This is a genomic window from Allobosea massiliensis (assembly GCF_042655245.1).
GTDB classification, from domain to species: domain Bacteria; phylum Pseudomonadota; class Alphaproteobacteria; order Rhizobiales; family Beijerinckiaceae; genus Allobosea; species Allobosea massiliensis.
The window spans coordinates 1-19,187 of sequence record NZ_JBHSLU010000079.1 but is presented as its reverse complement, the minus strand read 5'-3'; the positions used below and the strand labels follow the sequence as shown (position 1 = coordinate 19,187).

Here is a 19,187-nt window from a genome sequence, read left to right as displayed (position 1 = left end):
CGGAGAACTCTGAACCTCTTGCTCTTCCATGCCGACCTCCTCTCCAGAGGGGTCAGTTCCTCATGGCGTCAGGGGGGCAGTTTGTCGTGGCGCCTGACAGGGACCGTCCCTGCTCAACCATCGAAAGCCGCTCGCCGACGGTGGTGCCGGGCCACCACTGAAGACATCGCCGATCTCTTGTAAGGTGCAGGCCGTGCAAGCGGCTGTCCACTGGCCAGACGCATCAAGGGGAGCGCGATGCCCGCACCATGGTTCATGTTCGCGACCGGCATTGAGAATAGTTACCCCACCATCAACAACGGGCGCACCCGCGTCGACGAGATGGAGAAGTGCGGCCACTACAAGCATTGGCGGACGGATTTCGAGCTCCTGAAGGACCTCGACATCCATTTCCTGCGGTATGGTCCGCCGATCCATAAGACCTGGCTTGGTCCTGCTCGCTACGACTGGGAATTCTCGGACCTCACGTTCGGGTCCCTGAAAGAGACCGACGTGGTCCCGGTCGTCGACCTCTGTCACTTCGGCGTGCCGGACTGGGTCGGCGACTTCCAGAACCTCGACTTCCCTGGCCTGTTTGCCGAATACGCCCGCGCGTTCGCCCAACGATTCCCGTGGGTTCAGCTCTACACGCCGGTGAATGAGATGTTCATCTGCGCCACCTTCTCCGCGCTTTACGGCTGGTGGAACGAAGAGCTTGCCAGCGACCGCGCCTTCGTCACGGCGCTCAAGCACATCGTCAAGGCAAACGTGCTCGCCATGGCGGCGATCCTCGATGTGCGGCCGGACGCCATCTTCGTCCAGAGTGAGTCGTCAGAGTACTTCCATGCCGAGGAGCCGAAGGCCATCGGGCCGGCAGAGCTTAGGAACGCGCGCCGGTTCCTCTCGCTCGACCTCAATTACGGCTATCAGGTTGCCTCCAAGATGTACGAGTACCTGATGGACAACGGCATGACCCGGGAGGAGTACCACTTCTTCCTCCGGCACTCTCCGCTGCGGCATCACTGCATCATGGGCAACGACTACTACGTCACGAACGAGCATCGTGTGGCGGCGGACGGGCGGACCTGGGGGTCGGGCGACGTCTTCGGGTACGACGAGATCACGCGGCAGTATTTCGACCGCTACAAGCTGCCCGTGATGCACACCGAGACCAACATGAACGAGGGACCGAACGGGGACGAGGCCGTCAACTGGCTCTGGAAGCAGTGGGCAAACGTGCTGCGGGTGCGCAACACGGGCGTGCCGATCGTCGGCTTTACCTGGTACTCGCTGACCGATCAGGTCGACTGGGACACCGCCCTTCGCGAGGACAACGGCAATGTCAACCCGCTCGGCCTCTACGATCTCGATCGCAATATTCGGGCAGTGGGGCGCGCCTACAAGGACCTGATCCGCGCCTGGGGCGACGTGCTGCCGGCCCAGAGCGTGTGCCTAAACGTGCCCGTCGTCCTGCCGAGCGAGACCGACGAGCCCTTTGCCCGACGCCGGCGCGACTGGATGCGGCGCTATCACGAGCGCGGACACCAGCACCATGCCGGGAACATTCTTGAAGATGTGGAGGCCTGAGTCATGCGGTTCCGCGGCAAGGTCGCCATCGTCACGGGCGGCACCAGCGGCATCGGGTTGGCCGTCGCCAAGCGCTTGGCAGCCGAGGGCGCCCGGGTGGTGGTCGCGGCTCGCCGTACCAACGAGGCCGTCGCCGACGAACTGAAAGACAGCGGTGCGCCGGATGCGCTTAGCGCCGCCTGCGACGTCGCTGTCGAGAGCCAAGTTCAGGCCGTGACCCAAAGCGCGCTCGACCGGTTCGGTCGCCTGGATATCGTCGTCAACAACGCGGGGGTGATGCTGTTCAAGCCGCTCGAGCAGTACACGGCCGAGGACTGGCAGACGGTCATCGGCGTCGATCTCCTCGGCGCCGTTCACTTCACCAAGCAGGCGTTCCTCACCATGACGGCAGGCGGCGCGATCGTGAACGTCTCGAGCATTCACGCGGTCATGACCTCGCCGCTCGTCGCGCCTTAAGCCGCCGCCAAGGCTGCTGTGGTTTCATTGACCCGGTCGGCTGCGATCGAGGGCAAGGCGAAGGGCATCCGCGCCAACGTCGTCCTGCCCGGCGCGATCGACACGCCCATGCTCTGGGACAATCCGAACGTGAAGTCCGGAGCCAAGAAGATCGACCCTAAGGACGTCGGGCGCCCCGAGGATATCGCGGCTGCGGTCGCGTTCCTCGCGTCCGAGGACGCCGCCTTCATCACGGGGACCGCCCTCAGGGTCGATGGCGGCCGCCTCGACAGGCTTTGATCGCCATGGGATCCGGCCTGGTCACTCGAGAAGGTCGAGGCTGCTGGGCTCTTTCGCACGCTGGCTTTGAGTCAGACGGACTGCCTCATGCCAGGCACTGACTTCGGCCATCCCTCATCCCTCGACAGCGTCACCCATATCATTCAGGTGGCGTTGACGCCCGTGTTCCTGCTGTCCGGGATTGCAGCGCTCCTCAACGTGTTCTCGACTCGGCTCGCGCGGGTGGCGGACCGAGTGAACAAGCTCGCGCAGGCACTCGAAAGAGCCGCCCCCGAGGAGGCCGGCCGCCTCACGGATCAGCTGTCGTATCACCGCACACGATCTCTGGTGCTCGACGTGGCGGTCGTGCTCGGGGCGCTTGGCGGAGGAGCGACCAGTGGGGCGACGCTCGTCCTGTTCCTTGGCGCTTTGCGCAACAGCACGGTGGCATCGGTTCTGTTCATCCTGTTCGGGTTGGCTATCCTTTGCACGATCGGCGCGCTCGCGGCGTTCGTGACCGAGATGCTCATGGCGAGCCGGGGTCTGCGGGCCGAGATGCACGACCGACGTGAGGCGGCCGTGGCACAACGCCGGACTGAGCATCGCTAGATGCGCCGGGACCTCACTCAGGTGATTGCGCCCTCGACTGGGATGCGGCCTTTTAATGCAGGGAACTGGAGGAGTGATGAGCACCGACGACCACTTCGCAGCGCGACCGAAGACTGCCGCGACGGCATCAGTAGGCACGACCGAAACCGCCCCGCTCTCGCGACGCGCCGTTCTTGGCGCCGTAGGGGGTGCGGGCGCTTCGACTGCGCTGAGTGCCGCCGGGCTTGTCGCCGGGTCGACATCTGCACCGGCGCAGACGCGACCCACGCGAACCCCGACCGCGCATGGTGCGCCGGGCGCCGGTAGCTACAGCCAGCGCGTCTACCCCGTGATGCCGGAGGGCGCCGATATCGGGTGCGATCCGACGCACGTTCCTCCGCCGATTGGAGCGCGCGGTCCGCAGACCGTGCGCATCGAGCTGGAGACGATCGAGCTTGAAGGCCGCCTTGACGCCAACAGCAACACCCGCTTCCGCTATTGGACCTTCAACGGGACGGTTCCGGGCCCGACGATGCGCGTGCGGGTCGGCGACACGGTGGAGGTGACGCTCAAGAACCGTGAGGACAGCGCGCTCCTGCACAACGTCGATTTCCATGCAGCGACCGGCCCGGGCGGCGGCGCGGAGGCGACCACGGCCGCTCCTGGCGAGACGAAGGGCTTCCGTTCAAGGCGATCAACCCAGGGCTTTATATCTACCACTGCGCCGTGCCGCCCGTGGTGATGCATGTCGCCAACGGCATGTACGGGCTGATCCTGGTCGAACCGGAGGGGGGCCTGCCGCCGGTCGATCGGGAGTTCTACGTCGTTCAGGGCGAAATCTACACGGAGCAGCCGTTCGGCACGGCGGGCGTTCTCGACCCGAGCTACGAGAAAATGCTGAACGAGCGGCCCGAATATTTCGTCCTCAACGGCTCGGTCGGCGCGCTCACGACCCTTCGCCCGTTGAAGGCCAAAGTGGGGGAGACGGTACGTATCTTCTTCGGGGTCGGCGGACCCAACTACACCTCGTCCTTCCATGTCATCGGCGAGATCTTCGACCGGGTGTACGGCTTCGGCTCGCGACATCCAAGCCCCTACGCGACGTCGCCACGATGTCGGTTCCGGTCGGGTCGGGGGCCATCGCCGAACTGAAGCTCGAGGTGCCAGGCGGTTCGTCCTCGTCGATCACGCCCTCTCACGCGTGGAGCGCGGCCTTGCTGGATATCTTGAGGTTGAGGGACCGGCGAATGCCCAGATCTTCGCAGCGACGGGGTCTTAGCTTGGATCTCGCCGGCGCTTAGGAAGGACGTGCATGCACAGCATGGAGCCCTCTAAGGGAAGGTGATCACCCGAACCGATCCGGGCCGCCTCGGCGGCCCGGATCCATCTCCCATCGGCCGTCGGCGAGACGATCAAGCAGCTTTGAGCGGCGATGCTGACGGCGTATAGCCGGCCTGGACCACGAGGTCGCGCAGCTTGGAGAAGCTGGACGCACCCTTGACGGAAACCAGCTTCGATTGCGGATCCGCATCGACCGTGGTCCCCGGCAGTCCGGTCTCGATCGCCTTCTTGATCGTCCCGGCGCAGTGCCCGCAAGTCATGTCCTCGACCCGAAAGGTCAGAGCATTCGGGTCCAGGTTGGCGTCGACTTGGCTGGTCTGCTGCCGCCCACTTGAGCATCCACACATTTTGGAACCTCCATTCGTAGGATGACAGAATCATGCACCTTCCAACGGTTGGAAGGTCAAGATGCAATGTCGAACACCGACGCCGACATCCTGACAGCCTCGAGTTCCCACTGCAGACCGCAGCTCCGGGGCGGCTCGCTCATTCGGGCGTGCAGGCGCGCCGCGGCCGGAGCCGGTGGCCGATCACCGCAACTTTGCTGAGCGCTCCTCGGCGGGCTTGCTTGTTTGCGTCAAGTTGCGCGCGGTGTTGGCGAGGGCGATATGCGAAAACGCCTGCGGGAAGTTGCCCACTTGCCGGCGCGCCACCGGGTCGTACTCCTCAGCGAGCAGGCCGACATCGTTGCGCAGGGCCAAAAGACGCTCGAACAGACCGCGGGCCTCCTCGTCGCGACCGAGCAGGACCAGGTTGTCGGCAAGCCAAAAGCTGCACGCCAGGAATGCTCCCTCGCCCGGGGGCAGCCCGTCCGAGGCTTCTTCGGTGTCGTAGCGCAGGACGAACGTATCCTCGATGAGGAGGCGTCGTTCGATAGCAGCCACCGTGCCTCGAATGCGAGGATCGCTCGGGGGCAGGAACCCGACCAGCGCGAGCATCAGCAGGCTCGCGTCGAGATGCCGCGAGCCATAGGACTGCACGAAGCTGCCGAGGTCTGCATCGAAGCCGTTTCGGCAAACCTCTTCGTGGATGTGGCTACGCAGCCTGCGCCAGCGCTCGAGCGGGCCGTCGAGGCCGAACTCCTCGATCCCTCGGATCGCCCGGTCGAGCGCAACCCAGGCCATCACCTTCGAGTGCGTGAAATGGCGTCGTCCGCTACGGACCTCCCAGATCCCCTCGTCAGGCTCGTTCCAGATGGTCTCGAGATGCCCGACGAACGCCCGCTGCAAGGCCCAACCCGGCTCGGTCGTTTCAAGTCCTCCCCGTCGGGCCTGATGCAGGGCGTCCATGACCTCGCCGAAGACGTCGAGCTGGATTTGGCTTTGGGCGGCGTTGCCGACGCGCACGGGCCGCGAGCCCTCATAGCCGGCCAGCCAAGGTACCTCCCACTCGGAAAGGCGCCGCTCGCCGGCAAGCCCGTACATGATCTGGATTTGCGACGGGCTGCCGGCGACGGCCCGCAGCAGCCAGTCGCGCCAGGCCTTCGCCTCCTCGTAGTAGCCGGCGTCCATGAGCGAGATCAGGGTGAAGGTGGCGTCGCGAAGCCAGCAAAAGCGGTAGTCCCAGTTGCGCGGCCCGCCGATTTGCTCCGGGAGCGACGTCGTCGGCGCGGCCACAATTCCCCCCGTGGGAGCAAAGGTCAGTGCCTTGAGCGTGATGTGCGATCGAAGCACGGGTTCATGCCACCGCCCTGTGTGCTGGCACTGTGAGGACCAGCCTCGCCAGAACTCCTCCGTGCCGCCCAGCGCCGCCTCTGGATCGAGCGCTTGCGGCACCGGAAGGTGTGACGGAGCATAGGTCAGCACGAAGGGGACCATCTCGCCAGGTCCGACGGTGAACTCGCCAACCGTCTTCAGGTCCTCTCCGCGAAGACGTGTCGGCGTCCTCAGCACGACCATGTCGGGACCCGCCACGGCCCGCAGTCCGGTCCCGTCCTCGAGCTGCGTGACCCAGGGGACGGCAGAGCCGTAGTCGAAGCGGATCACGACTTCGGTCCGCATCGTTACACGGCCCTGCCGGCCGACCACGAGGCGGACGAGGTCCGAGCCGACGCCACGCAGGGGCATGAAGTCGATCAGCGTAACCGCCCCATCGGCGGTGTCGAACTCCGTTTCCAGGATGAGCGTCCCGTCCCGGTAGCGGCGGGCAACGCGCGCGCCTGAGTCGGCCGGAGCGATCTGCCAGCGTCCGTTCTCCGGCGTTCCGAGCAGGGCCGCGAAGCAGGCGCCCGAGTCGAACTGCGGCCAGCACAGCCAGTCGATCGAACCATCGCGCCCGACGAGAGCGGCGGTCTCGCAGTCGCCGATGAGGGCGTAATCCTCGATTCGAGAGGGCATCTCGGTAAGCTCCAGACCTGCGCCGGATTGTTGGAGTCCAGGCAACAGCAGGACCGCTAGACCGCGGTCAAGCCGCGGGCGAGGAGCTTGGTCCACACCTCCTCCGCGCTCTCAGCGAATTGGAAGAGCTCATGATCGGCCGGGTCGATCATGCCGTTCTCGGTCAGAGCCTCGAAATTGATCACGGAGTGCCAGTAGCTCGCCTCGAACAGGACGATCGGGATACCGGGCGACTTGCCGGTTTGGCGAAGGGTGAGGATCTCGAACAGCTCGTCCAGCGTGCCGAATCCGCCCGGGAATACGACGAGGGCGCTCGCCCGCATGGCCAGATGCATCTTGCGCATGGCGAAGTAATGAAAGCGGAAGGTCAGCTCGGGCGTGATATACGGGTTCGGTTTTTGCTCGCGCGGAAGCGTGATGTTGAAGCCGATCGAGGGCGCGCCCGCGTCGTGCGCGCCGCGGTTCGCGGCTTCCATGAGGCCCGGCCCGCCGCCTGTCGCGATGACGTTGTCACGAAAGCCCTCATGCACCGTGAGCGCACCCCCACGCTCGGAAGCGATGCGCCCGAAGCGTCGGGCTTCGGCGTACCAGTGCGCACCGCGACCCGGTCCGTCGTCCCGGATCCGGGCGCTTCCGAACACGACGATGGTCGAGCGGACGCCCCAGGCGCGGAGCGCCTCCTCGACCTTGGCGTATTCCAGAAGGAAGCGCACCCCGCGCATGGAGTCGCCGAGGAGGAAGTCGTGATCGAGGGAGGCCAGACGGTACGAAGGCAATTCGAATGGCGCCGCTTCTGAGCCGCATGGCCCACAGGGATGCGGCATCATGGAACGGCAATAGGGAACGTCGTCTGTCGCCGTTCCGATGGGGCTCTGTTCAGCGCTGGGAGACATGGCACTCCTTAGCCGACCTGGACCTGAGGTCCCAACGCCCGCGTTACCCGGCTCGCCCGAACGCCTTGAACCCCGAACCGGACGAGGCCGTGTTCCTGCATCTAGACGCGCATGCGTCCAGATCATTACTGGGGCGCACTCGACAGCCTCCCGGCTTTGAGGCTCTTGTAGACTTCCATCGTTGGAATGAGCAGCAGCGAGATCCCTGCCACTTGAACCCATTCCGACCAGGCGACCGGCGCGATCCGCAGCACTTCGTTCAGCACCGGCACGTGCATCGCGCCAATGTGGATGCCTTGGGTCAGTACGACGACGGCCGGGATCCACAGGTTCGAGCGCAACGGCTGATGGAAGGCGGAGCGCCGTTCGGATCGGCAATTGAACACGTGGACGTTCTGGAAGCAGACCATCAGCAACAGCAGGAGGTTTCGTGCCTCGCCGATGCTCCGGCCTTGCGCCAGCAACCACCCGAAATACCCCGCTCCGAGCCCGGCCATGGTGAGCCCGGCAAGCCCCGTCTGCTCGATCATCCGCCGATCGAACAGGGGTTCGCTCGGCGCCCTGGGGCCGCGGGAGAGGAGGTCCGGCTCGCCGCGCTCCATGGACAGCGCCACGTGCTGAACGGAGTCGGTGACGAGGTTCAGCCAGAGCAGCTGGACGGCGACGAAGGGCAGCGGCAGGCCGGCGAGAAGACAAAGAAAGAAGATGCCGATCTCGGCGGCGCTGCTGCTGATCAGGAAGGCGATCACCTTCCGGATGTTCGCGTAGGCAATGCGGCCTTCCTCGATCCCGGCGACGATCGAGGCGAAGTTGTCGTCGGTCACGATCAGGTCGGCCGCGCGGCGAGCGACGTCGGTGCCGCTGCGCCCCATCGCAACCCCGATATGCGCGGCGGCGAGCGCCGGAGCGTCGTTGACGCCGTCCCCGGTCACGGCGACGAAGTGCCCGGCCTCGCGCAGCGCCTCGACGATCGACAGCTTCTGCAGCGGCTCGACCCGGGCGAAGACCCTCCGCCTTGCGACCAGCGCCCGGAAAGCAGCGGGGTCCGCCGCCAGCCTGGCGATCTCCTGCCCCGAGACCACGTCCTCGGGCCCGGCTGGGATCCCGAGTTGTTCGGCGATCGCGGCGGCGGTTTTCGGGTGGTCTCCCGTCACCATGCAGACGCGCACGCCGGCGTCCTGCGCCTGGCGCACTGCGTCGCGCGCCTCCGGGCGCAACGGATCGATCAGGCCGACCAGCCCGATCAGGGTCAGCCCCCGAAGCGCAGACCGGTCGAGCGCCGCGCCGGTCCCCGCCCAACCCTCCGCCACAGCCAGGACCCTGTGCCCTTCCCCGGCCAACTGCTCGGCCGCGTCTTGCGCCGGGGCTGCTCCGCCCTCGCACATGGCCAACACCGTCTCCAGCGCACCTTTGACGCTGATCCGGATGCGATCGCCTCGATAGGTAAAGGTCGCGCCGAAGCGGTTTTCCGGCTCATAGGCGATCGCGCTTGCGACGGGCTCGGACCTGACGAGCTCCTCGCGACGACGCCCGAGCGTCTCGGCGAAGGCCAGGAAGGCCAGATCCACGGTATCGCCCACCGCCGCCTCGCCTTCCCCCAGACTTGCCTCGTTGCACAGGGCGCCGACCGTCGCGAGCTCACCGAGGGCCTCAGGCGTGAGATCGTCGCCCCGGACCGCTGCGGTCGTCGTGAGGTCCACGCGACCCTGCCCGGGCAACCAGACCGTCGCGATCGTGAGTCGATTGAGCGTCAGCGTGCCGGTCTTGTCGCTCGCGATGAGGCTGCGGGCCCCAAGTCCCTCGACGGCTGGCAGAGCTCGGACAATGACGTTGCGTCGAGCCATTCGGCGGACCGCGACGGCGAGAGCGACGGTGATGGCGATGGGCAGTCCTTCGGGGATGGCCGACACGGCCAGCGCCACCGAGACGAAGAAGATTTCCGCCAGGGGAGCGCCGAGCCAGAGTTGCACGGCGGCAAAGACCAGAACCGCGGTCACGACCACGATGCCCGCTGTGGCCGAGAAGCGCCGCAGGCGAAGCACGAGCGGCGGAGCACTTTCGATATCAGTGAGGCTCGCCGCGATCCGGCCGATCTCTGTCTCCCGACCCGTGGCGACCACGACGCCAAAGCCGCGACCGCGCAGAATCATGCTGCCGGCGTGCGCCAGATTCACCCGATCGCCGAGCGAGGCGCCTTCGGCGAGGATCGTCGCGCCATTCTTTTCGACCGCCAGGGACTCGCCGGTCAGCAGGGATTCGTCGGCCGATATCCCGCTTGTCTCCAGCAACCGCAGATCGGCCGGAACTAGCACGCCGGACTCGAGCTCGACGATGTCCCCCGGGACAAGGTCTGTCGCATCGACCCGCCGCCGTTCCCCGTTTCGCCACGCCACGGCGTCCTGGCGTACCAGTCGGTCCAGAGCCGCGGCGCCGCGCTCGGCCTTGCCCTCCTGGATGGCTCCGAGCGCTGCGTTGATGAAAATGACGGCCAGAATGAAGATCGCATCGAGCGTCTCGCCGAGAACGGCGGAGACGGCGGTGGCTGCGAGCAGCAGGGCGATCAAGGGGTTGACGAATTGGCGCGCAAAGAGCGCCGCCCAGCTCGACACCTTCCGGCTCGGGAGGGTGTTGAGACCAAACCGCGCCTGGCGGACCCGGACCTCGTCGCCGGAGAGGCCGCTGCGGCGGCTCTCGGCGCGCGCGAGAACTTCTTCGCCGCGCAACGCATGCCAGGGACGCTCCGAGACCGGAGAGGCCGTTCGGGAGCCGGGAGCAGGCAACGCCGAACTCATGCGCAGACGCCGGATATCACCAAGCCTCCTGCCCCACCGTCATGACAGGGTCGGACCCATGCATTGCGTTGTGTTTCAGGTCGCAGCGCGTTCGGCCCCGGAATTCTGCTGGATGGGGCGCTGTTGTGGACGCGCGACCAAGGAGCGTGCCCGTTCGAGAAGCTGGGCATTGACCGCAACGATCACCGTGCTGAGCGACATGAAGGCGGCGCCGAGCGCAGGCGAGAGGAGGATGCCCCAGTTGTAGGCGGCGCCTGCCGCGAGCGGGATGGCGAACGCGTTGTAGCCCGTCGCCCAAAGCAGGTTCTGAACCATCTTGTTGTAGGTGGCGCGCGACAGTGCCAGGATGGCGAACACGTCCAGGGGGTTGCTGCGCACCAGCACGACATCCGCGGCCTCGATCGCCACGTCCGTCCCTGCGCCGATGGCGATGCCGAGATCGGACTCCACAAGGGCCGGCGCGTCGTTCACGCCGTCGCCGATCATCGCGACGCTGAGGCCGCGGGCCTTAACCTCGCGGATCTTCGCCGCCTTCTGGTCCGGCAGCACTTCGGCGAAGTAGTCGTCGAGGCCGAGTTCGCCGGCGACGGTGCGGGCCACCGCCTTGGCGTCCCCCGTCAGCATCATCGACCGGATGCCCATCGCCTTGAGGCGCCGGACGGCTTCATACGATTCCGGCCGGATCACGTCGGCCAGCGCAATGGCGCCGATGGGCTTATCGTCGAGCAGGACGTGCACGACGGTCTTGCCCTGCTCGGCGAGCCGCCGGATGCCGTCCCCGTCCGGATCCAGTCCCTGCTCGCGCAGATACCCTGGGCTGACCACCTTCACGTCGCGGCCTTCGACCACCGCCTCGGCGCCGCGCCCGGTCAGGCTCTGGAACCGGTCGACGCGCTTTGGCGCGATGCCGCGCTCGGCAGCGGCGCGCACGATGCCCTGCGCAATCGGGTGCTGGGACTGGGTCTCCAGGGCAGCCGCCCAGGCGAGCACCTCCGCTTCCTTTACGCCCCCACGCCCGACCACATCGGAGACCCCGAAGCGGCCCTCCGTGAGCGTGCCCGTCTTGTCGAAGATCACCGCGTTGAGGTCGCGTGCGCGCTCAAATGCGGCGCGGTCGCGGATCAAAAGGCCGTTCTGGGCCGTGAGCTTGGTGCTGACCGCGACCACAAGCGGTACCGCCAGCCCCAGGGCGTGCGGACAGGCAATCACCATCACGGTGACCATACGTTCGAGCGCGAAGGCGAACGAGCCGCCGATCAGGAGCCAGATCGCGAGTGTGCTAAAGCCGACGCCGATCGCGATCCAGGTCAGCCACGAGGCGGCGCGGTTGGCGAGATCCTGCGTGCGCGAGCGCGTGGCCTGCGCCTCGCGAACCATCTCGATCACTTGAGCGAGGTAGGTCTGATCGCCGGTCTTGCGGACTTCGAGAGTCACCGCGCCCGCGCCGTTGATGGCCCCGCCGACCGCCTCCTGGCCCTCCCCCTTCTCGACCGGGCGCGACTCACCCGTCAGCATCGACTCGTTGAAGCTCGAGTGGCCGCTCAGGATCACACCGTCGATCGGCACCTTCTCGCCCGGCTTCACGAGCACCTTGTCGCCCGCCGTAAGGGCGCTGATCGGAACCTCTTCGGTGCCGCCGTCCGGCTTCAGGCGGTGCGCCGTCGCCGGCAGCAGGCGCACGAGCGCCTCGAGAGCGCCGGACGCGCCCAGCACCGAGCGCATCTCGATCCAATGGCCGAGGAGCATGACGTCGATCAGCGTCGCCAGCTCCCAGAAGAACATCTCGCCGGCGAGCCCGAAGGTGACCGCGCTCGAGTAGACGTAGGCGACCGAGATCGCGAGCGAGATCAGGGTCATCATGCCGGGCCGGCGGTCCCGCAGCTCGGCCACAAGCCCGCTCAGGAACGGCCAGCCGCCATAGAAGAACACGACCGACGACAACGCGAACAGGAGATAGTCCGAGCGAGGAAAGGCGAGCGCTTCACGAAGCCCCAGCCAGTGCTGGATCATCGGCGAGAGCGCGACGATCGGCACCGTCAGCGCGAGCGACACCCAGAAGCGCCGGCGGAAGTCGGCGATCATGGCACCGTGATCGTGCCCTCCATGACCGGCATGGCTCGGCTCGGCTCGGCCGTGCTTCGTGACTGCGGCGAGGTCAGGTGGGTTCCCGTGTCGGTGGAATTCGGTCTCGATCCGCCCCGTTCCCGCGGGGTGGTGATGCTCATGTTCGTGGCGTTCAAGCATTCAGCTGTCCTCGTCATTCGCCTGGGTCAATGAGGCGCGCGCTCTACGGCCTGGATGGGGGGTGGAAGCTCTGGAACTTGGCGCGACAGCGGGCAGCAGGCCGACTCCCGCTGCGGGAGGCAGTGAACGGTGGGCTCCTCGTCCGAGGTCCTCTCCCCGATTGCTTCACCGTCTGCGTGCTGCAGGACGGCCAAGGCCAGGGCGGCCAGCCGCGCCGCAGCCGGATCCGCGCGGGAGGTCAGCACGACAGGCGCGGAAAGGCCCAGCACCACTCCGGCCGCGACGGCGCCCGCCAGGTATTCCAGGCTCTTGGCAAGCATGTTTCCGGAGACGAGGTCGGGAACGAGCAGGATGTCGGCATCTCCCGCCACGGCCGAGACGATGCTTTTCTCGCCGGCTGCCGTGCGCGAGACCGCATTGTCAAAGGCAAGCGGACCATCGACCGATGCGCCGGCCGCGATCTGTCCTCGCCTTGCCATGAGGGTGAGTGCCGCGGCGTCCAGCGTCGAGGCGATCGCCGGATTGACGGTCTCGACAGCCGAGAGCACCGCCACCTTGGGCGCGGCGACCCCGACCATCCGCGCCAATTCGACCGCATTCTGCAGGATCTGAGCCTTGGCGCTGAGATCCGGCGCGATATTGATTGCAGCATCCGTGACGATGAGAAGCTTGGGATAGGAGGGCACGTGACATACGAAGGCGTGGCTGACACGCCGGCCCGGGACGCGCAGGCCGCGATGAGCGTCGAGCACGGCGTGCATCAGAGCATCGGTGTGCACGAGCCCCTTCATGAGGGCGCCGGCCCGACCCTCCCGCACGAGCGTCACACCGAGGGCCGCCGCGGTCGCCTCGTCGCCGGCCTCTGTTATCGAAACGGAGTCTATTGGCCACCCGGTCTTCGCGGCCACGTCCGAAATGGCTCGTCGCTCGCCGATCAGGTGGGGGGCGACCAGACCGAGTGCGGTTGCCTCGCGCAGCGTCTCGAGCACGACTCGCTGTGCCGCGTTCACCACCGCCAACCTGATCGGTGGCAGTCCTTGCGCGCGCTCGATGATCTCCTGGAAAGGGCGGGTCGCTGTCATTGCTCGACCGTTTGCAGGGCGCAGTGGCGATCTGCGACGTGGACCGTGTGGCGCGCGATCACCACCTCCTCGTCGGTCGGAAAGGCATGGACCGGTACGGCGGCGCCATCTTGGGAGACTGTCGGCGCGCCGGACCGGTTGCGCTCGCCATCGAGCACCACGCCCAAGTATTCCAGGCCGTTGCAGATCCGGGCGCGGATCTCGGGTGCGTTGGCGCCGATGCCGCCGGTGAACACCAGCCGGTCGAGGCCGCCTAGGGCCGCGGTCAGGGATCCCACATGCAGTCGCGCCCGGTAGCAGAAGAGCTCGACCGCCGCCTGCGCCTCGGACCTCTGAGACCCGACGAGCTCGCGCATGTCGCGGCTGAGGCCGCCCGAGACGCCGAGGAGGCCGGAGCGTTCGTAGAGCAGCTCCTCGATTTCGGCGGCCTCCATGCCCTCGTGCTGCATGAGATAGAGCACGATCCCCGGATCGAGATCGCCGCATCGGGTGCCCATGAGGAGTCCCGCGAGCGTGCCGAAGCCCATCGTCGTCTCGACGCTCCGCCCGTCGCGGATCGCGCACATCGAGGCGCCGTTGCCGAGGTGGGCGATGATGGTGCGCTCCCGCGGTGCCTGTTCGCCGAACGACCCGAGCGCCTGGACGACGTACTCGTAAGAGAGCCCGTGGAAGCCGTAGCGGCGGATGCCCCGGTCGTAGAACTCGCGCGGCAAGCCGGTGAGCCTGGCGGTCCGCGGCAGGCTGTGATGGAAGGCGGTGTCGAAGCAGGCGACCTGGAGGAGCTCAGGACGCCTCGCGCGCACGGCGGCGATGCCGGCGAGGTTGTGCGGGAGATGAAGAGGCGCAAGCGGCACAAGGCGGGCGAGGCGTTCCTCGAGCACCGCGTCGACGGGCAGCGGACAATCGCAGTCGGGCCCGCCGTGCACGACGCGGTGGCCGACGGCTCGCAGGCGTGCGCCCTCGCCGCTCAGGCGATCCTCGGCTTGCGCCAGGATCAGCTCGAGCGCCGCCTCGTGATCCGGGAGCGCGGCATCTTCCGCGAGCGCCGACCCGTTTCCGCGCACCGTCAGCCGGGCCTGCGGCGATCCGATCCGTTCGGCAACCCCCGACCCCAAACGGGGCAGGTGGTCTGCCGTGCCGAACAGGGCGAACTTGACGCTCGACGACCCGCTGTTGACCACGAGGATCGCGTCTCCGGCGGCAACGCCCATTGCTCAAGGTTCCGCGCCATAAAGGCGCCCGAATAGCCCCTCCTGGGCCGCATCGCGGCGCTTGCGGGCGTCCTCCAGCACCCCGGTCGTACGGGCGATCAACGCGCGTTCCTCGATGAGAGCCGGATTGTCGTCGGGTAAGGGGTGCCGGCTCCTGCGCACGGCGTCCGCCGCAGCCGCAATGCCGTGCATCCACGGGCTGAACGATCCTGAGAGCAGATACCGGCTCGTGCGCATCGGATGCAGCCATTTCGCCGCCGTCGCCGTCCAGGGATTGGCCAGCGCCTGCATCCACGGGCTGACGATGGTGCGATAGAATGCTTCCGTGGTCTCCGAGACCGCCCTCACCTGCTCGAACGCGGCTCGCGGGTATTCGAAGCGGAGATCCTCGACTTGGCGCGGCTCGAAGCTCACCGAATAGTGGGGCTTGTGGCAGCGTGGATCGCCTGTCGGGTTGTCGATCCTCATTTCGTAGAGCCCCGGCTCGAGCGCCTCGAGCTCGCCGAGGCTCTCCAGGATGGCGCGGTGCTCGAAGCGGGCGACCCCTGCGGAGACGAAGATCCCGAGATGGCCGACGTGAGGATTCGTGAGATAGACGATGCGCTGTCCGGCCGCTTTCAGGTCAGCGGTGTCCCGGTAGACCGCGGGGATCCAGCCAAGCGCCTGGTGGGGCGGCGTGATGTTGTCGCCGTAGGAGGCGAAGATCACGAGCGGATTGCGGATGCGGCGCAGATCGGCGGTGCAGCCCTCACAGATCCGGAAGAGGCCCTGCTCGAGCTGATTGCCGATGAACAGGTTCTCGACGATGGCGAGGATCTCGTGGCGGCTCAGGAAGTAGAACCCGTTCCACCAGCGCTCGAAGGACAGGAAGCGGTCGCGCTCGCTGTCGATCCGGGTGAACAGGTTTGCGTATTTCTCCCAGATCGCCTCCGGCTTCAGGCTCTCGAAGTTCTGCACAAGCCAGGCCCCGTCGAAGCGGCCGTCACCGAGATCCGAGATCAGGTGGGCGAGCCAGGCTCCGCCCAGGAAGCCCGCGGAGAGCCGCATCGGGTTCACGCCCGCTTCGCCGGCCCAGTACGAGAGCGGCGAGCCGTTGAGCACGGTAGGACCGACGAGGCCATGGCAGTCGGCGGACAGCAGCGTGACCGCCCAGCCAGCCTGGCAATTGCCGTAGAGGACGGGCGGAGTGCCGGGATGGCGGGCGGCGACCGCCTCGAGGAACCGGCGCAGCGCGTGCAACACGTCGGCCAGCGTCTGCCCGCGGCAGGGCTCCGGGAAGAACACCACGAAGTAGACCGGATGACCCTCCTTGAGCGCCATCCCGACCTCGGACTCACGCTTGAAGCCGCCGATGCCGGGTCCGTGGCCGGCACGCGGATCGATGATGACGACCGGCGGCTTGCCCTCCTCGATGCAGTGCTCGGCATCGGCCGATTCCGCCTCGACAATGCGCAGCAGCGCGTAGTTGGCCGGACGCTCGAACGTGCGCGCGTCTAGGATCGTCTCGGACCGGAAATCCAGGAGGGGCGGCAATCCGAGCCGCTCATGCTCAAGCATGTTGTCGGCGCGCTCACGAAGCGCATCCCAGAACAGGATTGCTCGTTCCCACACGTCGCGTTGGTAGGCGAGCAGGTTCTCTAGCCCTTCCAGAGGGGCGGAGGTCTTGGAAGCTGGTGCAACGTTATGCTGGGAGGCGGCTGCGGGTTTCGGGCGCAGCGTCAATGGTTGCGATGGACGAGCCGCCGCATGTTCCGATTGACGTTTGACTGTTGCTAGGGAGAGCGCTTCCATCGTGGATCCGTGTGTCGTTAAGAGATGCCGAGGACTGCAACGGCTGTGGAGCGCCTGCTTGTCTCACTGCTACCCAGCCGTCGTCCTCCGTCCTTGAGCCTTACAGACGTTCAGCTCCGGGTTTGGAGCTGCGGTCCGCCCGCGCACTACGCCAGAGGCTCTCGAACCGTGGCACGAAGGCTGGCACCTGGGTCATGTAACGGCGGTAGGCATCGCCGAACTCGTTGAGAGCGTCCCGCTCTTCCGCCCTCGCGAGCCGGACGTACATGACGACCAGGACGGGGAACATCAGGAGCGTCAGCAGCGTCGGCCATTGCAGGAGGAAGCCGAACAGCACGAACACGAAGCCGACATACTGCGGGTGGCGAATAGAGGCGTATGGGCCGCTCGTCGCGAGCATGCCGGCACGCTGCGCGGTGTGCAGGACGCGCCAGGCATTTGCGATCAGGACAAAGCCGCCCCCGATGAAGGCGAAGCTCAGGATGTGGAACGGCCCGAAATGCGGGTTGGCCTTCCACCCGAACAGCATTTCCAGGAGATGGCCGGCGTCATGCGAGAACCAATCCACCTCCGGAAAGCGGCTCTGAAGCCAGCCCGAGAGCAGGTAGATGGTGAGCGGGAAGCCGTACATCTCGGTGAATAACGCCACCAGGAAGGCGCTGAACGCGCCAAATGAACGCCAGTCTCGAGTCGTCCGGGGCTTGAAGAAGCTGAAGGCGAACAGGATGAAGACCGCCGAATTGAGGAGCACGAGGCTCCAGAGTCCGTAGGAGGAAAGATCGTGGGTCATGGGGCTCGCTTGTCGCTCTAGGGGCGGTGGCCAGACGGCGGGCCGTCGCCCGCGGATCCCTCATCTCGGCCGTGCCCGTGCCCGCCGTGCATGAAGAGATGGAGGAGCGGGCAGGCCAGGAGCAGGAGCCAGGGCAGAACCCCGAACAGGTGAGCCTGGTGCTCGGTCAGGAGATAGAACGCCCCGATCAGGAGAAAGCCGATCAACGCGAGCTTCACCACGCGAGCCGATGCGTTCGGCTTGACCGAGTGTTCATGGGATTGGGTCATGGAACCTCCTTGCTCCCTGGCGCGGCGGCGCCTTGCTGGTGTGCGCCGGACGGTGCCGGCACCTCGTCGCAGCCGCAGTTGAGGAAGCCCTGCTCCACGCAGACGACGCACATTTCCTCGAGGCGCTTCTTGAGGGCCTGGCGCCCCCGGTGCAGCCGCACCGTGATGCTGTTGACGCTCGTCCCGAGGCTGACCGCAACCCGGTCGCGGGGCTCGCCGAGCAGGTCGATGCGCCAGATCACCTCGGCGTGCTCGGGCTTGAGGGTCGGAAGAAGCTTGTAGAGGCAGTCGCACACCGCCTTGTCGATCTCCGCATCCGGCTCGACCGCGAAGACATCCATCTCGTCCGTCGGCATCGTCACTTCCCGCCGCCGCCTCGTGATCGCCCGGCGCTGATGGTCGACGATGGCGGTGGCAAGGAGTCGGCTGAGCCAGCCGCGCACCGAGCGCACGTCGCGCAGGTCCCCGGCGCGCTCGATGGCGCGCACCATGAAAGCCTGAAGGACCTCCTCCGCCTCGCTCTCGCCGCCTAAGCGCCGCTGCAGGAAGCCGAGGAGGTCGCGATAGCTTTCAACCAGAACCCGGCGCACCGCCGCGTTGGCGGCCTGAGCCGCCTCACCCGCCGGATTGTCCGACCTCTTCTCGTCTTTGCCGTCGTCGTTCATCGCCGATGCTCTTATGGACGGGCTGGCGCCGCTGGTCTTACAGCAGCCGTCGGGCCGCCTCTCAGCAACGACGTTACCGCGTCGGCGCGCGGCTCCCTTGATCTGGATCAGATCGGGGCACAACCAGCCCCGCCGCGTGACACTTCATGCGGCCTCGCCGATCCGGATCTTCGTGTCGGAGACGAAAGTGTAGGGCGGGATCGGCAGATTTATCGGCGCTGGCCCGCGGCGCACGCGGCCCGAGGTGTCGAACAGCGAACCGTGGCAGGGACAGAACCAGCCCTCGTACTGGCCTTGGTGGCCGAGCGGCACGCAGCCCAGATGCGTGCAGTTGCCGTAGACGACGAGCCACTGGTCATGGCCTTCCTTGACGCGCGCCTGATCCGGCTGCGGGTCGATCAAGGCCTCGAGCGGCGCCGCGCGCGCTTCGGCGATTTCCTTCTCGGTCCGATGACGGACGAAGATCAGTTTGCCGCGCCAGAAGACCTTGACGATCTGGCCCACCGCGATCGGCGCGAGGTCGAGTTCGACGGGCGCACCGGAGGCGACGGTTTCCGCGTCAGGCGCAAGCGACGCGATGAAGGGCCAGGCCGCCGCGCCCGCACCGACGGCCGCAGCAGCGCCGGTTGCAATAAAGAGGAAGTCGCGTCGGGTCGGCTCGGCAGCCGGAGCAGAAAGCGCATCAGACATAGCGCTGAACTCGTGGTGCAGACGCTTGTAGGCAAGAGGCAGCGGCACATGAACGCGAGGAAGCAACCCTTGCATTCCAGCAGAGCATACCCGTGAGCTAGTCGAAACGGCTCGATCGGGTCGTGTCCCATAGCGTGGTGTAGCTGACGGTGGTCACCGGCGATTGCCGGTTAGGTTTGGGTTGTGAACGCCAACCCTGAACCGAGAGATCCCCG

The 19,187-nt window shown here is 66.6% G+C and carries 17 protein-coding genes and 1 pseudogene; 6 read left to right on the top strand and 12 right to left on the bottom strand.

Features of this window, described 5'->3' with window-relative positions:
• The first annotated feature begins 237 nt into the window (after positions 1-237).
• The 5 genes and pseudogenes from ACFPN9_RS22255 to ACFPN9_RS22235 all read left to right on the top strand — a co-directional run bounded on the left by ACFPN9_RS22255 (position 238) and on the right by ACFPN9_RS22235 (position 4,020).
• Positions 238-1,566 (top strand): family 1 glycosylhydrolase, encoded by a 1,329-nt coding sequence (locus ACFPN9_RS22255; RefSeq protein WP_066733967.1) that lies wholly within the window; start codon positions 238-240, stop codon positions 1,564-1,566.
• A gap of 3 nt (positions 1,567-1,569) precedes the next feature.
• Positions 1,570-2,301 (top strand): annotated as a pseudogene (locus ACFPN9_RS22250) (SDR family NAD(P)-dependent oxidoreductase).
• Positions 2,302-2,388: 87 nt separating this feature from the next.
• Entirely contained in the window at positions 2,389-2,889 is a 501-nt protein-coding gene (locus tag ACFPN9_RS22245) for a DUF2721 domain-containing protein (protein ID WP_066734006.1), read from the top strand.
• A gap of 76 nt (positions 2,890-2,965) precedes the next feature.
• Entirely contained in the window at positions 2,966-3,610 is a 645-nt protein-coding gene (locus ACFPN9_RS22240; RefSeq protein WP_245282372.1) for a multicopper oxidase domain-containing protein, read from the top strand.
• Positions 3,604-4,020, top strand: coding sequence for a cupredoxin domain-containing protein (locus ACFPN9_RS22235; RefSeq protein WP_245282373.1), 417 nt, complete (start codon positions 3,604-3,606; stop codon positions 4,018-4,020). Before ACFPN9_RS22240 ends, ACFPN9_RS22235 begins: the two co-directional genes overlap by 7 nt.
• A 260-nt stretch (positions 4,021-4,280) precedes the next feature.
• On the opposite strand, the gene ACFPN9_RS22230 is transcribed toward ACFPN9_RS22235, so the two are convergent.
• The 5 genes from ACFPN9_RS22230 to ACFPN9_RS22210 form a co-directional block, all read right to left on the bottom strand.
• Positions 4,281-4,556 (bottom strand): heavy-metal-associated domain-containing protein, encoded by a 276-nt coding sequence (locus ACFPN9_RS22230; RefSeq protein WP_082737726.1) that lies wholly within the window; start codon positions 4,554-4,556, stop codon positions 4,281-4,283.
• 183 nt (positions 4,557-4,739) lie between these two features.
• Entirely contained in the window at positions 4,740-6,545 is a 1,806-nt protein-coding gene (locus ACFPN9_RS22225; RefSeq protein WP_377817605.1) for a glycoside hydrolase family 15 protein, read from the bottom strand.
• Positions 6,546-6,601: 56 nt separating this feature from the next.
• Positions 6,602-7,369: an LOG family protein gene (locus ACFPN9_RS22220; RefSeq protein ID WP_197431908.1), complete on the bottom strand. Its 768-nt coding sequence runs from the start codon at positions 7,367-7,369 to the stop codon at positions 6,602-6,604.
• A gap of 194 nt (positions 7,370-7,563) precedes the next feature.
• Entirely contained in the window at positions 7,564-10,230 is a 2,667-nt protein-coding gene (locus tag ACFPN9_RS22215) for a cation-translocating P-type ATPase (RefSeq protein ID WP_066733974.1), read from the bottom strand.
• Between the two features lie 75 nt (positions 10,231-10,305).
• Positions 10,306-12,264, bottom strand: coding sequence for a heavy metal translocating P-type ATPase (locus ACFPN9_RS22210; RefSeq protein ID WP_377817604.1), 1,959 nt, complete (start codon positions 12,262-12,264; stop codon positions 10,306-10,308).
• A 54-nt stretch (positions 12,265-12,318) separates the two neighbouring features.
• Here ACFPN9_RS22210 and ACFPN9_RS22205 point away from each other — a divergent pair, with 54 nt between their 5' ends.
• Positions 12,319-12,507 carry a hypothetical protein gene (locus ACFPN9_RS22205; protein ID WP_067254251.1) on the top strand — a complete coding sequence of 63 codons (189 nt, stop codon included), beginning with the start codon at positions 12,319-12,321 and terminating at the stop codon, positions 12,505-12,507.
• On the opposite strand, the gene ACFPN9_RS22200 is transcribed toward ACFPN9_RS22205, so the two are convergent.
• The 7 genes from ACFPN9_RS22200 to petA form a co-directional block, all read right to left on the bottom strand.
• Positions 12,501-13,556 (bottom strand): bifunctional enoyl-CoA hydratase/phosphate acetyltransferase, encoded by a 1,056-nt coding sequence (locus ACFPN9_RS22200; protein WP_066733976.1) that lies wholly within the window; start codon positions 13,554-13,556, stop codon positions 12,501-12,503. The genes ACFPN9_RS22205 and ACFPN9_RS22200 overlap by 7 nt on opposite strands.
• A complete protein-coding gene (locus ACFPN9_RS22195; protein WP_066733978.1) occupies positions 13,553-14,767 on the bottom strand; it encodes an acetate/propionate family kinase in 1,215 nt (404 codons plus the stop codon). Before ACFPN9_RS22195 ends, ACFPN9_RS22200 begins: the two co-directional genes overlap by 4 nt.
• 3 nt (positions 14,768-14,770) lie before the next feature.
• Entirely contained in the window at positions 14,771-16,558 is a 1,788-nt protein-coding gene (locus tag ACFPN9_RS22190) for a DUF3141 domain-containing protein (protein WP_377817603.1), read from the bottom strand.
• A gap of 100 nt (positions 16,559-16,658) precedes the next feature.
• Positions 16,659-17,348, bottom strand: a complete 690-nt coding sequence (locus ACFPN9_RS22185; protein WP_066733983.1) for a methyltransferase family protein — start codon at positions 17,346-17,348, stop codon at positions 16,659-16,661.
• Between the two features lie 17 nt (positions 17,349-17,365).
• Positions 17,366-17,617, bottom strand: a complete 252-nt coding sequence (locus ACFPN9_RS22180; protein WP_377817602.1) for a DUF2933 domain-containing protein — start codon at positions 17,615-17,617, stop codon at positions 17,366-17,368.
• Complete coding sequence (locus ACFPN9_RS22175) at positions 17,614-18,282, bottom strand: RNA polymerase sigma factor (RefSeq protein ID WP_066733987.1); 669 nt, start codon at positions 18,280-18,282, stop codon at positions 17,614-17,616. Before ACFPN9_RS22175 ends, ACFPN9_RS22180 begins: the two co-directional genes overlap by 4 nt.
• A 144-nt stretch (positions 18,283-18,426) precedes the next feature.
• Positions 18,427-18,972, bottom strand: a complete 546-nt coding sequence (gene petA / locus ACFPN9_RS22170; RefSeq protein WP_066733989.1) for a ubiquinol-cytochrome c reductase iron-sulfur subunit — start codon at positions 18,970-18,972, stop codon at positions 18,427-18,429.
• Positions 18,973-19,187: the final 215 nt, after the last annotated feature.